At 69.2% G+C, this 18629-nt stretch carries 12 protein-coding genes; 8 read left to right on the forward strand and 4 right to left on the reverse strand.

Annotation, left to right across the window (positions count from 1 at the left end; genetic code table 11):
- Positions 1-101: 101 nt before the first annotated feature.
- From MED15_RS02210 to MED15_RS02225, 4 genes are all read right to left on the reverse strand, one after another.
- The gene (locus tag MED15_RS02210) at positions 102-4088 is read right to left on the reverse strand and encodes an Eco57I restriction-modification methylase domain-containing protein (RefSeq protein WP_112734673.1); all 3987 of its coding nucleotides are present in this window, start codon (positions 4086-4088) and stop codon (positions 102-104) included.
- Positions 4085-7210, reverse strand: coding sequence for a DISARM system SNF2-like helicase DrmD (gene drmD / locus MED15_RS02215; protein WP_208646452.1), 3126 nt, complete (start codon positions 7208-7210; stop codon positions 4085-4087). The genes MED15_RS02210 and drmD overlap by 4 nt, the downstream gene beginning before the upstream one ends.
- Before the next feature lie 198 nt (positions 7211-7408).
- Positions 7409-8275, reverse strand: coding sequence for an 8-oxoguanine DNA glycosylase OGG fold protein (locus tag MED15_RS02220; RefSeq protein ID WP_112698155.1), 867 nt, complete (start codon positions 8273-8275; stop codon positions 7409-7411).
- Positions 8272-10194, reverse strand: a complete 1923-nt coding sequence (locus tag MED15_RS02225; protein ID WP_112698156.1) for an N-6 DNA methylase — start codon at positions 10192-10194, stop codon at positions 8272-8274. The genes MED15_RS02220 and MED15_RS02225 overlap by 4 nt, the downstream gene beginning before the upstream one ends.
- Before the next feature lie 102 nt (positions 10195-10296).
- Here MED15_RS02225 and MED15_RS02230 point away from each other — a divergent pair, with 102 nt between their 5' ends.
- The 8 genes from MED15_RS02230 (at position 10297) to MED15_RS02260 (ending at position 18527) form a co-directional block, all read left to right on the forward strand.
- Entirely contained in the window at positions 10297-10857 is a 561-nt protein-coding gene (locus tag MED15_RS02230; protein WP_112602851.1) for a DUF4352 domain-containing protein, read from the forward strand.
- Positions 10858-10939: 82 nt separating this feature from the next.
- Complete coding sequence (locus tag MED15_RS33160; RefSeq protein ID WP_112602849.1) at positions 10940-11671, forward strand: hypothetical protein; 732 nt, start codon at positions 10940-10942, stop codon at positions 11669-11671.
- 26 nt (positions 11672-11697) lie between these two features.
- Positions 11698-12534: a ribonuclease HI gene (locus MED15_RS02235; protein ID WP_146766672.1), complete on the forward strand. Its 837-nt coding sequence runs from the start codon at positions 11698-11700 to the stop codon at positions 12532-12534.
- Positions 12535-12626: 92 nt separating this feature from the next.
- Positions 12627-15080: an AAA family ATPase gene (locus MED15_RS02240; RefSeq protein WP_112734676.1), complete on the forward strand. Its 2454-nt coding sequence runs from the start codon at positions 12627-12629 to the stop codon at positions 15078-15080.
- Positions 15077-15481 carry a hypothetical protein gene (locus MED15_RS02245; RefSeq protein WP_112734677.1) on the forward strand — a complete coding sequence of 135 codons (405 nt, stop codon included), beginning with the start codon at positions 15077-15079 and terminating at the stop codon, positions 15479-15481. The genes MED15_RS02240 and MED15_RS02245 overlap by 4 nt, the downstream gene beginning before the upstream one ends.
- 36 nt (positions 15482-15517) lie before the next feature.
- Entirely contained in the window at positions 15518-15916 is a 399-nt protein-coding gene (locus MED15_RS02250; RefSeq protein WP_112619397.1) for a DUF4190 domain-containing protein, read from the forward strand.
- A 176-nt stretch (positions 15917-16092) separates the two neighbouring features.
- Positions 16093-17628, forward strand: coding sequence for a hypothetical protein (locus MED15_RS02255; RefSeq protein WP_112734678.1), 1536 nt, complete (start codon positions 16093-16095; stop codon positions 17626-17628).
- 62 nt (positions 17629-17690) lie between these two features.
- Entirely contained in the window at positions 17691-18527 is an 837-nt protein-coding gene (locus tag MED15_RS02260; RefSeq protein WP_112734679.1) for an aldo/keto reductase, read from the forward strand.
- The last annotated feature ends 102 nt before the right edge of the window (positions 18528-18629 follow it).

Here is an 18629-nt window from a genome sequence, read left to right on the forward strand (position 1 = left end):
GCAGCGCGTAAAGCGCTCCTCCTCGGCAGCTTCTGTCCCTTCATGGCCAGGGGAAAGTTCAAGTGCCAGGTCGTCGCAGAGAGCTAACAAGGCCTCAGCCATCACCACAGTCCTTCGGTGCTGGTGCTGGTCCTACGGCCCGGCTGCTTGTCGTGCCGACCGTTCCCCACGTCCTTGGCGTGGCGAAGGTGGTTAAGTTCCAGGAGGCGGTCCAGCATCTCGCGCTGAACGGCTGGGCCGACGGTGTAGCGGGTATACGCACCCGCCTGGTGGAAGCCGTGGTCGAGGCCCTGCGCCACTAGGTCGTCCCAGCCATACGCGCGGAAGACCGCCTCGTCGATGTCGCGGTGAATCCGCCGCAGTTCCACGATGTCCTCATCCCAGCAAGCAGGGTCAAACACAAGTGCACATAACGCACTGAGACCTGCTTGTCTACTCAGCATCACACTCCGCCGGTGCGTATCTAGGCGGGTTCCGTGGTCGCGAAGATGGTTCGTCGGGCGGGGGGAAGGGAACGTCTGAAAAACGTCAGAGGGGGTGTAACTTAAGTCCGCTTTCAGCGTTGACGAATAGCGCATAGCCCACCAGAAGTGCGTGGAACTTGAAAGCACAGCAAGGTGTGCCATATCATCGGTAGCAAAGACGACCAAAGTCTGATCGAATACCTGCCCGGTGGGAACAACCACGGGCGCGTACGTCTTGCTGGTCTTTGCTAGAACAATGACTTTCTCCATTTGAGCAATTGCGGAGTAGAGCCCTACACAACGCTCCGCGTACTGCCACCAACGCTCGCGCCGCGAGGCGCGTTTGTTACGCGCTCGTTCAGGGCGCACTCTATCGTTGACAGGTTGGAAAGCGTCCGGATAAGCTCGCGCGCGCTCCTCAGGCCAATCTCGGAAGTTCACAACCCATCTACTCGCCGAGCAATTCGGGCTGGAATTCAAATCTTGCCCATTGAGGTACGGAAGAATAACTTCGGAATTCCTAGAGTTACTTGCGATTAGTTCTTTTGCCCGCTGTGGAGTCATCATGAAACCCGCGCCAAGGACGTACGACCCAATGAATGCAACACCGGCAGCCTCAGCGAGCCGGTGCGGGTTGCCAATGACTCGCGACTCGGTGTCCAGGGACGGCGTAATGCCAGCGACCACCAACTCGTCCGCACGCCGCTCGGCAGTGGCACCGAGGCCGGCACGGCTGGTCCAGACCGCGCAGAACTCCAGTGCCGCCGACCGCGATGGCCAGGGTCGGCTCTTAATCGCCTGCCGGATGGTCACCCCGCCAGCGACGACCTGGTCGAGACCGACCTCACGGGTATCGCCCTGGGCCAGAGTGTTCGTGGCGATCAGCCCGGTCTGCCCGTCCCGGTTTAACAGGTCGTGCGCGCGGAGCAGGAAGTACGCGACCAGGTCGGCGCTGCCCCGGGCGCCCCGGCCGATCGCGCTAATCAGCAGCTCACGGTAGGCCGACCCCATCGCGCCGGTCAGCTTCTGGCCGCCGAGAAACGGCGGATTGCCGATGATGGTGTCGAAGCCGCCCTGCGCAAAAACCTCAGGGAACTCCAGCGGCCAGTGCAGCGGCTTCCGATCGAATCCGCCGTCCGGCAGGTCGAGCGCCAGCCACGACCGGGCCTTCTCGATGAGCGGAGCGAGATCGCCGTTGCCGGCTAGGTGCTGAGCCAACTCGCCGACACGCTCGGCGATGATGACCGGATCCTGGCCGCGCTTCGCCGAGGCGAGCGACGCACCTACGAGCAGGTCGGCGTAAGCATCCGCCCGCCGCCGGACCGCGCGCACCTCGGCAAGGAGTCGCCGCTTCTCCGCCATTGTCTCCTGGCTGTCGGGCAACGCGGCGAGCTGCCGCCGCAGCTCAAGGGCCTGGGACAGCTCCCGGTCCAGCCGCAGGTCACGCCCGGCGTCGTCGGCCAGCGTCCGGTTGCCGATGCCAAGCAGTGAGTCGCCAGCGACGAGCCGGTCGTCGAGGAAGGTGAACGGGCGCTGCGGGTCCATGGAGACGAGCCAGAGGGACAGCTTCGCCATCTCCACAGCCATCGGGTTGATGTCCACCCCGTAGAGGCAGTGCTCGATGACCTGCCGCCGCGCCTCCACCACCAGCGGGTCCTCATCGGTGTCCACCGGCCGGTCGACGGCGCCCTGCCGGTAGGCGAGCGCCTGCTCATTGCCCTCCCGCGACCACGCCTCGATCAGGTGGCCCGCCAGGTAGCGAGCCGCCGCGACCAGGAACGCCGCCGAGCCCATGGCGATGTCGGCGACCTTGAGGGACAGGATTTCCTTGCTGGACTTCGGCTTCCACCGCGACTTGTCCGCGGTCTGCAACGGCCCCGGCTCGTAAACCAGCGGCTCCAACGCCCCCTCGACCACCTCTTCAGCTAGGAAGCGCGGCGTGTAATGCGTCCCGGTGTTGCGGCGCAGCGCCGACTCCGTGACGAAGAGTGCGCCGGGCAGGATCACCACGGGCAGACCCCGCAGGTCATCACGGATGACCCCGACGAAGGGCAGCAGCCGCTCGGAGAGCGGGTAGTCGCCGCCGGTCACGGCGAGCAGCTTCTTGCGGGCCTCCTCGCGCTCCACCCCGTCGAGCGGTGCCAGCCGCTTGGTCAGCGCCGCGACCGACCCGATCTTCGAGTCCTTGTACTTCTCAGCGAGCGCCCTGGCCAGCGCGGGCACGTCGGACGCCCGCTCATCCAGAGCCTCCAGGTCGGCGAGCGCGACCTCCTCCTCCAGCCCTTCCTTGCCGATCAGTCCGACGGTCACGTCCTCCCCACGGAAGCCCTCAAAGGAGAGCAGGCCCTCATAGACGTACCCGATCTGTTCGACGTCGAGGGCACGGAAGCTGAGCGTGCGGCGCTCCCGGGACCGTCCGGTGCCGATCTCGACGTACTGCACCGCCCTGAGCATGTGCAGCACGGTCCGGTCGTCGATGGTCAGCGGCAGCCACGGCGTGGCTTCCGGGTCGAAGAGCGACCCGTCGTGGCCGTGCATGGTGAGCCGCGGATGGTCGACGCCGCGGTAGACGGCATTGAAGAGGGCGAGCAGCCGGTGCCAGGCGGCGGAGCTGTGCTCCAGGTCTTCCTCGCTGCCTTCGACGATCCGCTGTTCCAGTTCGGCGCAGAGCCGCCCCGCCGAGTATGCCTTCACATACAGCTCGTTGTCGGCGGGGAGCAGCTTGCGCTCCTCGGCGAAAAGCAGGAAAACGATCCGCATCATCACGGAGACAGCGCCTCGGTAGACGTCGTGCGCGTCGACGTCCTGGAGGCCGCGCCCGCCGAGTTCTCGGTCCCGCACGTCGGCGCGGCCCATTGCGGCCACCAGCAGTTCGACGGCTTGGCGGACCTGGACGCCGAGCGCTTCGGTGATCTCCTCTTGGCTGCCGAGGCTAGCTCGCAGCAGCGGCACCAGCCGCTCGGCATCGGGGACGCCAAAGAACCGGTGTCGGGACAGCAGCGAGACCAACGCGCGGACCACGTCGCGCTCGGCTGCTTCGGGCCAGGCCGCGGCATCGAAGACGGCCGTGGTGGTGACGCCACCGCGCGGCGCCCAAACCAGCGTCCACCAGCGGCCGTCGGTGACCAGACCCAGCTCGATGTTGTGGTGCCGGCACAGGTGGGCGAGCCGGTCGACCGGGGTCGCCGCCCACGCGGAATCACGAATCCGGGCGGTCGGCTGGCTGCCGGCCGGGCAGATCATCCCCAGCATCCGTACGCTGTCGGGCTTGATTTCCTCGCCCGGCTCCACGAGCGCGATCGACGGGCGCAGCTCGGTGTCGTGCTCGGCGACGGTGTGCGCGAGCGCGTCGAGGCCGTCGGTGTGCAGGGTGTCGCCCCAGCCGAGCAGCTCACGCAGCACGTACCCGATCCAGGGCTGCTGGCCCGCGACGGTGTCGGCCTGCCAGGTGGCGTGCTCCTGGCGCAGCCGCTCGCGGGTCTTCTTGTCGAGCGCGTCCAAGGTCGGCCAGGTGGCGCGGAGCACCGGCAGGCTCAGGAACGGCCCGCTGACCTCGACCAGGCTCAACCAGTTGCGGTGCTGCTCGGCGCCGTCGGGCGCGGGACGTCGGAAGGTACGGCTCATCGGATGGCCTCCCGCTTCGGCACGACGAAGACCACGGCCACCGGGAACCGGTGCGGCTTCGGGTCTCGGTAGCGGGCGGCGACGGCCGCGAGTTCGCGGTCGCGCTCGACTTCCAGGGCCGACAAGCGTTCCTCCCAGGATTGACGGTCCTTGCGGTATTGCGCCAGTTCGTCCTTGCTCTTCGCGGCTACGGCAAGGCTGAACAGTGCGTCCTCGGCGTCATCGTCGGCGAGCGCACCGCGCAGGGTGGCGGCGAACTGGTCGAGGTTGTCGACGATGCGCTGCTGCTCAGCCGTTTGCCGCTGGTCGAGCTTGCGCTTCAGGGATTCGTGGCGCGTGGCGGTGCGCCAGTCGATGGCGGCGAGCAGACCGTCGGCGACGCGGGGCCAGCGCTCGGCGAGCCGCTTTTCCACCAGGCCGGAGGCGGCGCTGCCGGTAGTGATCGCCCGGTCGAGGATGCCGGCGAGGGTACCGAGGTTGTCCAGCCGGCGGAATCGGCCGTGCTCGGGCGCCCAACCACCGGCGTAAAGAACCTCCTCGTGCAGCCGCACGCCGTCGGTGCCAACCAGCACGAACCGGGAGTACGCCCCGACCAGCACGTCTTCCAGCGCCGGGTCGTCGCTGACCACGGCGGTGACCCGGTGCAGCCCGATGTCCGGGTTGGAGACGGCGGCGCGCAGCAGCCGGGTCGACATGGCTACGAGGGGGTGGTTCAGGTGCGCGAGCACGATCTCGTCCTGGTCCTTGGCAACCATGGAGTCGAAGGTGACCGGTAGTTGTCGAGGCTCCTCGTCGTTGCTCTGCAGTTTCGCGGTCAGCCCTGCGGCAGCCCGCTGCCAGGAACCGGTCAGCGGCGGGACGGTGTAGAGGCCGTCGACCAGGTGCCGGTCGTCGATGTGCCGCTTCAGCGGCTGCTGACGTGCCAGCTCCAGCGCCGTGTCGACGACCCGCTTGACGGCCGGCGGCGTGATACCGAGTTCCTCGACGGTCTTGTCCAGCTCCGCCCGTAGCTTGACGACCTGCTCGCGCAGGTTGGTTTCGGCCGGCAGACTGCGAGTGCTCTTGCCCTTGCCCGCCTTGTCGATGTCCACGTCGACGTGCTGGCCGAGCATTCGGCGCTGCACGGCGTCGGCGAGCACGGCGTTGACCGAACCGAGGTCGGCCTCCATCCGGGCCACCTTGGTGGCAATCCGGGACAGGAACTCCAGGTCCGCCTCGAACGAGTCGACGGCCTTACCGAAGCCGCTACCCACGAAGTGCTTCATCTCGGGGGCGGTGGTCTGGCCGTACCGGTCGACCCGACCGATCCGCTGCTCCAGCTTGTTGGGGTTGAACGGGATGTCGTAGTTGACCAGCCGGTGGCAGTACTTCTGCAGGTCGATGCCCTCGCTGGCGGCGTCGGTGGCGAGCAGGATGCGCACCGGCTGCTTCGTCGGGTCGGCCTGGAAAGCCAGCCGTAGCTGCTCCCGCTCCTCGGCGGGCGTGCCGCCGTGCAGCAGCACGAGCCCCTGCCCGGCCAGACCCTCCTGGCGGAGCAGCTCGGCCAGCCAGATCTGGGTGTCGCGGTATTCCGTGAAGACCACGACGCGCTCGTTGGTCCAGTGCCGGCCATCCGGTTTGCAGACCGCGCTGAGGTAGGCGATCAGCTCCTTGGCCTTGGCGTCCGGTAGCGCCTCCTTCGCCTCGGCCCACTGGTACATCTTCTCCAGCAGGGCCATCTCGTCGGCGCTGGCGTCGGGCTGCATGGCCCGGGTCCGGCCGAGCGCGTCGTCCTCGGCCTCGGCGAGCTGGTCGTCGGCGTAGGTCGCGACGTCGTCGAAGAAGTCCTCCATCCACTCCGGTACATCGTCATCGGCCGGCAGGACGGCGGGGGCCGTACGGCTGCGCAGGGTCTCCAGGTAGACGCCCACGGTGTGCGCGAACGCGGCGGGGCTGGAAAAAAGCCTCTTCTTGAGCAGCAGCGTGACCAGATCGGTCGCCTTGCGTCCACGCTGCGAGTGCAGCCGCTTCCGTCGCAGCTCGGCGAACTCGGTGAGCAGGGCGTGGATCTGCCGCTCGCTCTCCGGGTAGGTAACCGGGATAGCGGTGGCGACCCGCTCCACGAAGCGGGGCTTTCCGTCGGCGTCGGTGACGTCGCGCTTGAGCCGCCGGACGACAGTGTCCTTCACCGCCGACGGGTCCGGGTCAACACCCCGGGCGAACCGCTGGTTGTCGAGGATCTCCAGCAGCGCGGTGAAGGACGCCTGGTAGCCGTTGTGCGGGGTGGCGGAGAGGAACAGCCGGTGGGTGAAGTGCGGCGCGAGCCGGCGGATCAGCTTGGTCTGCTGCGAGTCGATCGCGTAGACCTGCTTAGGGGCGGCCGGGGCGACGTGGTGCGCCTCGTCGAGAATCAGCAGGTCGAAGGTACGCGGGTAGGCAGGGCCGTCGGCGGGAAGCACCTCGTCGAGCAGGCGCTGCGCCTTCTGCCCGCGTAGCCACGGCAGGCTGATGATGCTCAGCGGGTAGACCTCGAAGGGGTTCGCCGCCGAGCCGTGGGTTCGACGAACCATGGCGCAGCGTTCGGCGTCGATGATGGTGAAGTCGAGGCCGAATTTCTCCGCCATCTCGTCACGCCACTTGAGGGTCAGACCCGCCGGGCAAACGATCATGATTCGCCGGGCCCTCTGGCGCAGCAGCAGCTCCTGGGCAACCAGGCCAGCCTCGATGGTCTTGCCGAGGCCGACGTCATCGGCGAGGAGCAGGTTGACCCGGGGCGCGTCGACCGCGCGCGCGACCGGCTCCAGTTGGTAGTCCTCGATGGCGACACCAGAGCGGAACGGGGACTGCAATGTCTTCACGTCGGCGGAGGTCACCGCCGACCAGCGGACGGCGTCGAGGAAGGCTGCCAGCCGCTGCGGCGAATCGAACTTGCCCTCGGTGACGTCGGGCAACGAGCCGCTGGGCAGCACCTGGCGCCCCGGCTCAACCTCCCAGATGACGTCGAGGGTGTAGCCGTAGCGGCCATCCTCGACGCTCTGCAGGCTGACCAGGCTGCTGTGCTCGCCCTCCTGCACATCGCTGACCACCCAGCGCTGGCCGCGTACCGCGACCAGGTCGCCGATTCCCGGCTTCGCCGTCGTCACGCTCGGCATAGTCCCCCCATTGTTGGTTCGCCCCCACTCGATCCGACCCGCACCGTACGCCCGGTACTCGTGGAGTCACAGTCCGCCAAAAGGCTTGTTTGTTCACTTCACAGGACAGCGCGGGGCGGCCAAACGATCATCCCCTAGCGGTCCCACTGACGGGACTGCCTAACCCGTCAGATGCACGACATCGATAGGTCAGACCGCCCGGGTTGCCCGGAAGAGCAACAGCTCCACTAGCTCCGGTATCCACCGGTCTCCCGACTCGGACAATTGCGATGCTGACCGAACCATGAACGTCCGGTAAATCTGGTAGCGGTAGTCCGACCAGCGCGGTCCCTGCCAGAGCCAGCGGGCGGAGCTACCGTTTTCCGCGTATGGCTCGTTGGCCCGCCGTTCCCAGAAACCCCGCATCTGCCGCGCGAGCCGCCCATCCAGGATCAGGGCTGGGCAACGCCCTTGGCCCGTCCTGCTGGCGAAGTAGAGGAACTTTGTGAAGAAGGCCGGCCCGAACTCGGAGATCTTTCCAGCGTTCAACAGCAACTGGTATGCACTCCGGGCACCCTGCTGATCGAGAGCGTCGACCGCTGCGGCTAACCGCTCCTCGATCTCATTGCTCGACAGCCCTGGCGAGCCACCCTTGCCGTTCAACACCCAGCGCAGCCGGATCGGGCCAAAACCACGATTCCCCCAGCCCCAGGCAAAGGACGTCACCAGCAGCGGCAGCCACAGCTCGCTTTCGCGGCACCGTAGCGCCACCTTTGTCACCTCGCCTCGATTCAGCGCCGGAGGCGACGTGGCAGCAGCATCGAAGGGCAGCCATTGATTGAACTTCGCCCACCGCGCCGGCACGATGCCGATCGAGTGACCACTGACCAGGTCTTCGGCACCGCGGTGCCCGCCAGACCTGAGTTCCCACTCAAGACGCTGCTGCCTGAGCCAACCCTGCTCCTCGGGAGCAAGGCCGCCCTCGACCACGCCCCTGTCGTAGACCGATGCATCGTCCGGCAGCAACGTGCGATAGTCGCAGCGCTGCGCCGCGGTGTCGTTCAGGCCTGCGGTCACTTCGCCCCACCTGCGGGGTGAAGTGCGCCGGCGGCCAGTCCGTCCGCGGTGAGACGCACCAGCTCGGCGCTGAGCGAACCCACCTCCGCGACAGCCGATTCGAACGCGATGAGCCGCTGAAACGCCTCCCCATGTGCCCGTTGCTCATCCAATGGCAACCGCCGGATCTGTGCCCGACGGACGTCGACCCGTGAACCAGACAGACTCGTCGTCTGCTTGTCGTTGGCCGAGTTGCGCAACTGCCCGGCCATGAACCACGGATCGAGCGCGGCCGGGTTAGGACGCAGCAGATAGAGGTGAGCACCGAGGAGCACCCCATCGGATGTGATCACCCGTGAGATCAGTTGCCGCGCCGCCACAGGCACGACCACGTCCCCCGCCATCAGGGGCACGCGTTCCAGCAGTGTGCCGTCGTCGTGCCCGGACGCGTCGACACCTGCGACGACGTCCCTGCCGGTGAGGACGAGTGGGCCTTGCCCGTGCGCTACGGAGCCACCCTCCGCCCGGCTTGGCGTGGAACGGATGGGCCCGATCACCTGCAGGGCGCCGGTGCGAGCCAACTCGGCGACCGTCAGGGTGCCCGACGCCGGCGCTTCTGTTGGTGTTGCCGTGACCTGCGGAAGTAGCGCCGGAAGCTCGCCGACGATGGCGGCCAGTCGTTCTCTGGTGCGTACCAGATGCTCTCCGGAAGCCTCGCCCACGACGGCGGGTTGCCGGCGTGCGGGGGTGAGGTCGACTTCCTCATCGAGCAGTTCGATGACCGGGACCGCGCGGGCGAACCCGGCCTCCTCGACGTCGCCGTCGGGGGCGGCAACGAACTCCCGCCACGTGGCCAGCACGCGCGGTGCGGTGTCGGCCAGGTCGCCGCCGGCGGCGTCGATCAGCAGCGCCCGCGCTGGTGGCGGCGCGTCGGTCGCGGCGCGTCGCAGCACCCACAGGTGCAGGGGTACGCCGTGCGGCGCCGCCACGCCCGGCGGAAGCGCGATGACGGCGCGCAGGTGACCTCGCCGGAGCAGTTCGCCGCGGATGCGTTTGCCGGCGCGGCGGCTGGCGACAGTGGGTGGCATCAGCAGGACGGCGTGCCCGCCGACCCGCACGTGGGCGAGGGCGTGCTGCACCCAGGCCAGCTCGGGTTCGGTGCGGGGTGTGGTGCCGACGATCCAGCGGGGGTCGTGGCCGAGTTCCTCGTCGCCCCAGTTGGTGGCACCGAAGGGTGGGTGGCAGACGACGGCGTCGACGGCGCGGCCGGCGAAGGCGTCGGCGCGCAGCGAGTCACCGCCGCTGACCTCCCCGGGTACGTCGTGCAGGGCTAGCCACAGGCCGGCGAGCCGGGCCAACTCGTCGTCGAGTTCCTGCCCGTACATCGAGGTGCTGCCGGCGCGGACGGCGGCTCGCAGGATGGCGCCGGAGCCGGCGGCCGGGTCCAGCACTGAGCCGCCGCCGACGTTGGCGAGCCCGATCATCAGGTCGGCGAGGTCGTCGGGGGTGGCGAAGGGGCGACCGGGCCCTGGTGCGGAGAACCGCTGCCACAACTCGTCGAACGCGCCCTGCGGGCCCAACTCGTCGGCGAGGGCGTCGACGTCGGGCAGCAGCGGCGTGAGCTGGGCATCGATGCTGGCGCTGCGGGAGCCGCGTTGACGGGCCAGCAGCAGGGCGCCGACGGCGGCGAGGCCGGCGGCCGGGGAGTCGCTGGCTGCGGCGAGGTGTCGCCAGAGCCGGTCGGCGGTGGCGAGCTCGGGGAGCTTGCCCTGGGTGCGCAACCACTGCTCGACCTGGATCAGGTCGAACTCGGGGCTCGCCGTCGTTCCGCCCACGGGGGCGGGGAAGTCGGGATGCCGTTTACGCCAGTTGCTGACCGCAGCGCGACCGACACCGGCGAGCCGGGCGATCTCCGCTGCCGTGATGGTCGGGTTCTCCACGCCGAAAGTCTCGCACACCTGTCAAGCACGAGATTGTCTGTTGACAGTGTTGTCGGACGATGCTCTTATTGACCCCGCAACGCTCACTTCAGGAGGACAACGATGCGCAAGACCACCACTCTCGCCCTGCTCGCCACCGGCCTTATCGCCCTGGGCTGCGGCTCCGGCGCCGCCGACAAGGCGAGCGACTCCAGCAGCGACAGCAAGGCGAGCAGCTCCAGCGGCGACGAAGGCGGCGCCAAGGCCGAGGAGAAGCCGGCGAAGACCGCCAAGATCGGGCAGCCGGCCCGGGACGGGAAGTTCGAGTTCACCGTCAAGTCGTCCAAGTGCGGCGTCGCCAAGATCGGCAGCGACATGCTCGGCCAGAAGGCGCAGGGCCAGTTCTGCCTGGTCACGGTCAACGTGAAGAACATCGGCAAGGAAGCGCAGATGTTCGACGGCAGCAGCCAGAAGGCGTACGCGGCCGACGGCACCGAGTACTCCGCCGACACCGGCGCGGCGATCTACGCGAACAAGAACGCCGAGACGTTCCTCAACGACATCAACCCCGGCAACCAGGTCAACGGCGTCGTGGTCTTCGACATCCCGAAGAACGTCAAGATCACCAAGCTCGAGCTGCACGACTCGATGTTCTCCGGCGGCGTCGACGTCGCCCTCGGCTGACCTCTCCCCCACTGACCGGGGCGGGCAACCCACGCCCGCCCCGGCTGTTCACAGCGCACCTGTTCACAGAAGGAGCCTCGCCATGACCGACCCGACCACCCCGAAACCGCCCGACCCGCCCACCGAGCCGCCGCAGCCCCCGATGTCGCCTGTAGCCAGCCCGACTCACGAGGCCAACCTGGTCGCCGGTGCCGGCACCGCCACCCCCGAGAAGCGGTCCAAGGTGCGGGCGTGGGTGGTCGGCGGCATCGCACTCGCCGTCATCCTCTGCTGCGGTGGCGCTGTCATCGGCACGTTCAACGGTGACGAGTCGAAGCCGACCGCTGGCGCCAGCAGCTCGCCCGCGGCAAGCCCCACCAGCGCGTCGCCGACGACGATCACTCCTACTACTGCGGCCCCGACCAGCGCAGCCCCCACCAGCGCCATCCCGAGCCCGACCAAGGCTGCCCCGCCGCCGAAGCCGAAGCCGCCGTCGTACAAGACGTTGACCGAACGGCAGTGGAAGCTGATCGCCAAGGACCCGGACGGCTACCTGGGGAAGACCTACGTCGTCTACGGGCGGGTCACCCAGTTCGATGCGGCCACCGGAACCGATAGCTTCCGCGCCGACGTCGCTCACCGCCGGATGGCCGAGGACTACGACTACGAGACCAACACCATCTTGAACGGGTCCGCATCGGACCTCGACAACCTCGTCGAGGACGACATCTTCCGCGCGAACGTGACGGTGCTCGGCTCCTTCAGCTACGACACCCAGATCGGCGGCGAGACCACTGTCGCCCTGCTCCAGGTCGACTCCATCAAGGTCCTCTGAACTCCCCTCAGACGTCAGGAGGCGTCGTGCGCCCCGATGAGTTCCTCCGCGCCCTGACCCAGCTCCCCCCGCCCCTGCACGATCGCGTCCTCATCCTTCGCCCCTACACCCGCGCCACCCGTTGCGACGACTGCCAGGGGATCGGTGATGCCGTCCACCTCGCCCTGACCGCCGCCCACTACGACGAGCTGACCTCCGCCGCCGAGCTGCTCGACACCGCCGAGCGCCTCGCCGCCGCGCACACCGAGCACTCGGGGCGCAAGGCCGACTGCCTGCCGCTTCCCGACCAGGACCGTGGGCGCGGCCGGGTACTCCGCTGGGCGAAGGCGGCCGGTCCGCTGGTGGCCGCGACCGACGCCAGTTGGAAGGGCCGCGCGGGTGGCATCGGGTACGTGGTCAGCGATGGCCACTACGGCCTGCTGGGGCGGGGCACCGGCCGGCTCGACCCGACCGGCAGGTCCCGGGTGCTCGTCGACGAACTGCGCGCGGTCGACTATCTGCTCACCGGGTACGACGAGGTGCCAGCGGGCATGACAGTGCTGCTGGACAGTCTGACGGCAGTGCGGTACCTGCACCGCTGGCAGGCCGGCGAGACCGACGCGATGCCCGCCGGCTACAGCCTGCGGCAGCGCCGCTGGTCAGACAAGCCGACCCTGGTCCGGCTCGCCGAGCAGGTGGCCCACCGTCCCGACCTGACGTTCTCGCACGTCAAGGGACACAGCGGCCACGCCCTCAACGAGGCCGCCGACGGCCTGTCGCACATGGCCCGCCGCCGGCGGGAGGAGTCCTTCGACCTGCGTCCTCGGGCGCACGCCCTGGTCGACGCGTTCCTGCGCGACTGGCACGCGAACGCCACGGTCTGACCGCGCGACCGCGGTAACCCGCACTTCCACCGCTCACCCCGGGCGGGCCGACGAGCCGTCGGCCCGCGGACACCACACGCCTGGAGACGACCATGACCCAGCCCGCACCGACCACCGCGCCCCTGATCGAGCTGATCTTCGACCGACTGGCCGCCGCTGACGACGTCCCGACCGAGACCGCCGAGCTCGTCCTCGCCGCCCTCACCGGCGACGAGGACCTGACCGCCGCGCTCGCCGGCACTCCCACGCGGCTCGACCCCCGCTCCCCCACCGACGACGGTCCGGCGGAACGGATCTGGTTGAAGTCGGTGACCGTCGCCGGGTTCCGTGGCGTCGGACCGGAACGGACCGTCCAGATCGGGCCCGGCCCGGGTTTCACACTGGTCGTCGGCCGCAACGGCTCCGGCAAGTCCAGCTTCGCCGAGGCCGCCGAACTCGCCCTCACCGGGGACAGCGCCCGGTGGGCCGACAAGACGAGCGTGTGGCGTACCGGGTGGCGCAACCTGCACAACCCGGACCCGTGCTGGGTGGGTGTGGAGCTGCGCGTCGACGGGGTGGCCACGCCGACGCGGGTGCACCGGGCCTGGCCGGTCGGGGCCGAGCTGGCCGACGCCGAGGTGACGGTCACCAGCGCCCAGGGCCGGCATGCGGGCCTCTCTGAGCTGGGCCTGGCCCGCCCTCTGGAGCTGTACCGGCCGTTCCTCACCGCGGCCGAGCTGGGCAAGCTCGCCGCCGGAACGCAGAGTCAGCTCTTCGACGCGCTCTTCGCGATCCTCGGGCTGGACGCGCTCACCGACGCCGACCAGCGTCTGCTGCGCGCCACCCGGCCGCACGACAACACCATCAAGGAGGTACGCGCACAGCGCGCCACCCTGGTCGCCACGCTCGACGGGATCGCCGACGAGCGGGCCCGGCGGGCCGCCGTGCTGCTGCGTGGCCGGGGCGCGGTCGACGTCGGCGCGGTGACGGCGATCCTCGACGAGCCGGACGAGGCGACCACCGACCGGGAGGTGCTGCTCTGTCGGGCGCTCGCCGCCCTCGCCCCGCCGCCGGTCGACGAGGTGACAAGGCTCGCCGGTCAGCTGCGGGACGCGGCGGTCGAGGCCCGGCGGTACGACGGTGGTCGGTCCCGGGCCGCGCTGCGTAGCGCCGAGCTGCTCCGCCTCGCCCTCGAACATCACGAGGACGAGGGCGACGGGTCGTGCCCGGTCTGCGCCACCGGCACCCTCGACGACGGCTGGCGTGCCGCCGCCGCAGAGTCGCTCAGCGAGCTTCGGCAGCGCAGCGTCGCCGCCCAGACGGCGACGACCCGGCTGACGGCTCTGCTGCGGCAGACGCACCACCTGATCGACGACCTCGTTGTGCCCGAGGGCCCCGGGTCGGAGCCGACGGTCGGGGCGCTGTGTGATGCCGTTGCCGCGCTGCGGCGCGTACCCGGGGAGCCGGCCGACCTGGCCGACCACCTGGCCGCGCGGTACCCGGCGGTGGTGGCGGCGGTCGACGCGGCCCGTGCGTACGCCGAGGGGTTTCTGCGGCAGCGCGACACCGGCTGGCGGGCGGCGGCCGTCGACGTGCGCGAGTGGGTGGCCACCGTCGGCGGACTGCCGGCGCAGGAGGCGACACTGGCCCGGTTGAAGACCGCACGCGCCTGGCTGAAGGACGCCGGTGCGCAGATTCGCAGCGAGCGGGTCGCGCCGTTCGCCGGGCACTCGCAGCACATTTGGGCGCAGCTGCGGCAGGAGAGCAACGTCGAGCTGGGGTCGATGACGTTGGAGGGCGCGAACACCCGGCGGCGGGTGGTCTTCCGGGTCAGCGTGGACGGTGCCGACAACGGCACGGCGCTGGGTGTGATGAGCCAGGGTGAGATGCAGGCGCTCGGGCTGGCGACATTCCTGCCCCGCAGCTGCGCCCCGGAGAGCCCGTTCCGGTTCATCGTGGTCGACGACCCGGTGCAGAGCATGGACCCGTCGAAGGTGGACGGCCTCGCGCGGGTGCTCGCCGAGCTGGCCGAGCAGCGGCAGGTGGTCGTCTTCACCCACGACACCCGGCTGCCGGACGCGGTCCGCCGACTCGATCTCGGCAAGGCGCGGATCATCGAGGTGACCCGCGCGGAGAAGTCGGTGGTGACGCTGCGGCCCGGCTCCGACCCGGTGACCCGCTACCTGGACGACGCGTACGCGTTGGCGCGCAACGAGGAGATCCCCGCCGAGGTGCGCGGGCCGGTGGTCGCGGAGCTGTGCCGCTCTGCGGTGGAGGCGGCCTGCCACCGCTCGGTCTGGCGGAACCGGGTGACGCGGGGTGTCCGGCACGCCGACATCGAGGAGGCCATCGAGGACGCGTCCCGACGGGTCGCCACCACCGTCGCCCTGGCCGTGTTCGACGACGCCGAGAAGGGTGGTGACGTGCTCGGCTGGCTGGGCCGCCGGCACGGACGACGTGCGGTGAACGCGTACCAGGCATGCCGGGAGGGTGTGCACGGCGCGTACCTGGCGGACCTGCCCGGCCTGGTCGCGGACGCCCGCCTCCTCGCGGCGGCGCTGTCGTGACCGCGCCGACGCCACAGCGCTGCCTGGCGGCGGCCGATCAGCTGCTGCGCGGGGCCGGGCTGCTCGGCGCTGCTGCCGTGACCGCGGGCTGGTGGCCGCGGGCCTGCGCCTGTCTGATCCGGCTCGCCCTAGAAGGCGGCGTCGACGCCTACTGGCGGCGGGTGAAGCCGACCGTGGCGGCGTGCCGGCAGGGTCGCGCCAAGCAGTTGATGCTGCGCGGCCGGCTCGGTCCGGGCAGTGAAACGGCCCGCCGGGTGGCGTTCGCCTGGGCGACGCTCTCCATCGCCACGCACCACCACTGCTACGAGCTGGCCCCTACGGCAGCGGAGCTGCGTCGCCTGCACACCGAGGTGAGCGCCCTGCTCACCCGACTCCAGGCACCCGCCAGCAGCACGAGCTGACCCCCGACATCTGACTCGACCAAGAGGGATATCGCCTTGTCCTACCAGCCTGGGTACGACCCGACCCGTCCGCAGCCGCCGATCTCGGCCGTTCCCGCCAGCCCCTACCCGCCGCCTTACTACCACCAGCTGCTGCCCCAGGTGGTGGTGCAGGCCCCGCCCTCGTCCAGCACCGCTACCGCGTCGATGGTCCTCGGGATCCTCGGCGTCCTCGGTGGCTGGTGCCTGTTCGGGATACCGTGCGTCCTCGCGGTCATCCTCGGCCACGTCGGGCTCCACGAGACCCGCAATGGCACGAAGTCCGGACGGGGAATGGCAGTGACAGGCCTGATCCTCGGTTACGTCTTCGTCGGCCCGATGATCGCGCTCACGGTCCTTGTCTTCTTCGGCGGTGTGATCGGGGCGGCAACTCCGACGCCGACGTCAACCCCGTGAGCACATCCACGGCGGCGCGTCGCTGTGGCGACCCGACGCGCCCGCACCACGCGTTCGACCTGTTCAGTCACTCTCGTGTGGACGGTACGCGCGATGAGGTGCCGCTCCGGTTGAGCCGGGGTGACCTGCTTGACACGTACTGTGATGCTCCCGTTGTCGATCATGAAGGATGTGGGATGGCGCCCGACGAACCGATGGTCAGCCTCGTCGAGATCGAGCCGGGGCTGGCCGTGCTCTTCGCGGACCAGCCGCCCGTCGGCTTCGACCTGATCCCCTTCGAAATGATGAGCCCTCACGCAAGCCAGGGCCTGACCGACAAGCTCGCGATGGCCTCGGGCATCGGCAATCTCGCGGCGCAGGGCGCACAGGGCGCGGCCACCGCGCAGGGGCTGGTGCGTCTGGCGCCCGAGACGTTGCAGGCGCTCAAGACGGCGCAGCCGATGACGTCGGGCGGCTGGAACCTGGGTTCGCTCGTCACGAGCAAGGGAAAGATCGCCGCCTCCGTACGCTGGGCACCTGTGACGGGCGCGCAGGCCGCATCCGTACTCACCGCTCTCGGGCCGGCCGCCGCGCTTCTGGCGCTACAGGTACAGCTGGCGTCGATCTCACGTCGTATCGACGAGAACATCCAACTCACCCGTGACGTCCTCCAGGCGCTGCACGAGGATCAGTGGACGACGCTGCTTGGCCTGCACGAGACGACAATGCGCGCCGTGCGCGAGGCCCAGGCGGCCGGCGCCGTCAACGACCACATCTACGCCTCCATCGCGACCAGGGACCCGGACCTGCGCAAGCAACGGCTGCTCTTCAGGTCGTTCGTGCGCGGGCACATCAAGGCGCTCGATACTGACGGACAGAGCCGCCGTGCCCATATCCAGAAGAACATCGAGCAGATTCTCGCCGACGCGCACGGCATGCTCATGGCGGAGTGGTCCTGGTATCGCGCTCAAGTGTTGCGAGCGGGTCACATCAGCCGCGACGAGGCGAATGCCGTCGAGAACGAACGGCTCCTGGCCGAGTTGGTCGCCGACACTCAGCGCGAGCACACGCGAGCCATGGACGAGGTGGCGGATCTCCTCACCGACCTTGAACGTCAGTGCCGTCTGATCGCCGAACTCCCGGCCGAGTGGAGCCTGCCGTTCACCACGAAGCGTCAGAACATCCGGGACACCGTTGCCATGGCCGAGGCATTGGCCGAACGGGTGGCGACCCTTCGCAACCGCGTTCACACGCAACCCGCTCCGCTGGACCCGCCTCTCACCGTCTTCGCTGAGTCTGTGCCAGATGACGTGCTGCGAATCCTCCGGTGGGTCGTGCCTGGCGAGGAACCCTTGCTGGCCATCGCCGACGTCAATCTTGACCGCCTCGTCGGCGAGGACGCGTACCTCGGCGTCACACCGGCACGTCTCTTCATCTCGACGCAGGGCGCAATTCGCAAACAAGGCGTGATCGAGCGCGAGTTCCCTCTCGCGGACGTTCGGTACGTGCGGTTCCGCGAACGCGACAAGCGAGGCCCGGTTCTGGACATCATCACCACGGACGAGAACATCAAGCTCACCTTCGACGACTGGGCCGGCAAGGGGCAGGGGTTGGACGACGCCCGCCGGCTCGCCAATCTCCTTGCCGCAGCGATGGATCTACCCGAGTCCGAGCGGCGTACCGACCCGCTGCTGAGCGGTGAGTCCTCGACGGCCCGGGCGCTCACCCGGTAACCGCAAGGCGTTCAGCAACGAGCCTCCGTCGGTGCGCAGCTCGTGCGGGTAGGGTCCCAATCATGACGATTCCCCATCTTGCGGCAGCCGACGGCACGACCCTGCCGGCGATCGGGCTCGGCACGTACCGGCTGAACGGCTCGGCGGGTGTCGACGCGATCGGTCAGGCGATCCGGGCGGGCTATCGGTTGATCGACTCGGCGGTGAACTACGAGAACGAGGGCGCGGTCGGCCGGGCCGCCCGGTCGGCCGGTGACGTGCGGGACGAGCTGATTGTCACCTCGAAGCTGCCGGGGCGGCACCACCGCTACGACGAGGCGCTGACCACCATCGAGGAGAGTGTGTTCCGCACCGGCCTCGACCGCGTCGACCTGTACCTGATCCACTGGCCGAACCCGAAGGTCGACCTGTACGTGCAGGCCTGGCGGGCGCTGATCGAGGCGCGTGAGCGTGGGCTCGTGCGCCACATCGGGCTCTCCAACTTCCTGCCCGAGCACATCGAGCGGCTGGTGGCCGAGACCGGGGTCGCCCCGGTGGTCAACCAGATCGAGGTGCACCCGTACTTTCCGCAGCAGGAGGCGCTCGACTACCACCGGGAGCACGGCATCCTGGTGCAGGGGTGGAGCCCGCTCGGCCATGGCAACGACCTGCAGCAGCACCCCGTCGTCGTGGAGATCGCGACCGCGCTCGGCGTCAGCCCGGCGCAGGCGATCCTCGCCTGGCACGTGGCCCGTCAGGTGATCCCGCTGCCCAAGGCCGCCTCCCCGCAGCGGCAGGTCGAGAACCTGGACGTCTTCGGCATCAAGCTCACCGACGCGCAGGTCGAGGCCATCACCTCGCTGGGCCGCCCGGACGGGCGGCTCTCGGACCAGGACCCGGCGGTGTACGAGGAGTTCTGACCGTCGCCTTGCCTGTTGTCGCGGGTGAGGGCCGCGCACCAATGGCTGGCGTGGCCGCTACGAAGCGTGACCTCGGGACGAGAGGATTCAGTGACGAGCGTT

Source organism: Micromonospora noduli, assembly GCF_003264475.1.
In the GTDB taxonomy this organism is placed as follows: Bacteria; Actinomycetota; Actinomycetes; order Mycobacteriales; family Micromonosporaceae; genus Micromonospora; species Micromonospora noduli.

Coding starts and splice junctions, on each gene's coding strand:
- MED15_RS02260 (WP_112734679.1), top strand. CDS start 17,691: ATGACGATTCCCCATCTTGCGGCAGCCGACGGCACGACCCTGCCGGCG.
- MED15_RS02240 (WP_112734676.1), top strand. CDS start 12,627: ATGACCCAGCCCGCACCGACCACCGCGCCCCTGATCGAGCTGATCTTC.
- MED15_RS33160 (WP_112602849.1), top strand. CDS start 10,940: ATGACCGACCCGACCACCCCGAAACCGCCCGACCCGCCCACCGAGCCG.
- MED15_RS02230 (WP_112602851.1), top strand. CDS start 10,297: ATGCGCAAGACCACCACTCTCGCCCTGCTCGCCACCGGCCTTATCGCC.
- MED15_RS02255 (WP_112734678.1), top strand. CDS start 16,093: ATGGCGCCCGACGAACCGATGGTCAGCCTCGTCGAGATCGAGCCGGGG.
- MED15_RS02210 (WP_112734673.1), bottom strand. CDS start 4,088: ATGAGCCGTACCTTCCGACGTCCCGCGCCCGACGGCGCCGAGCAGCAC.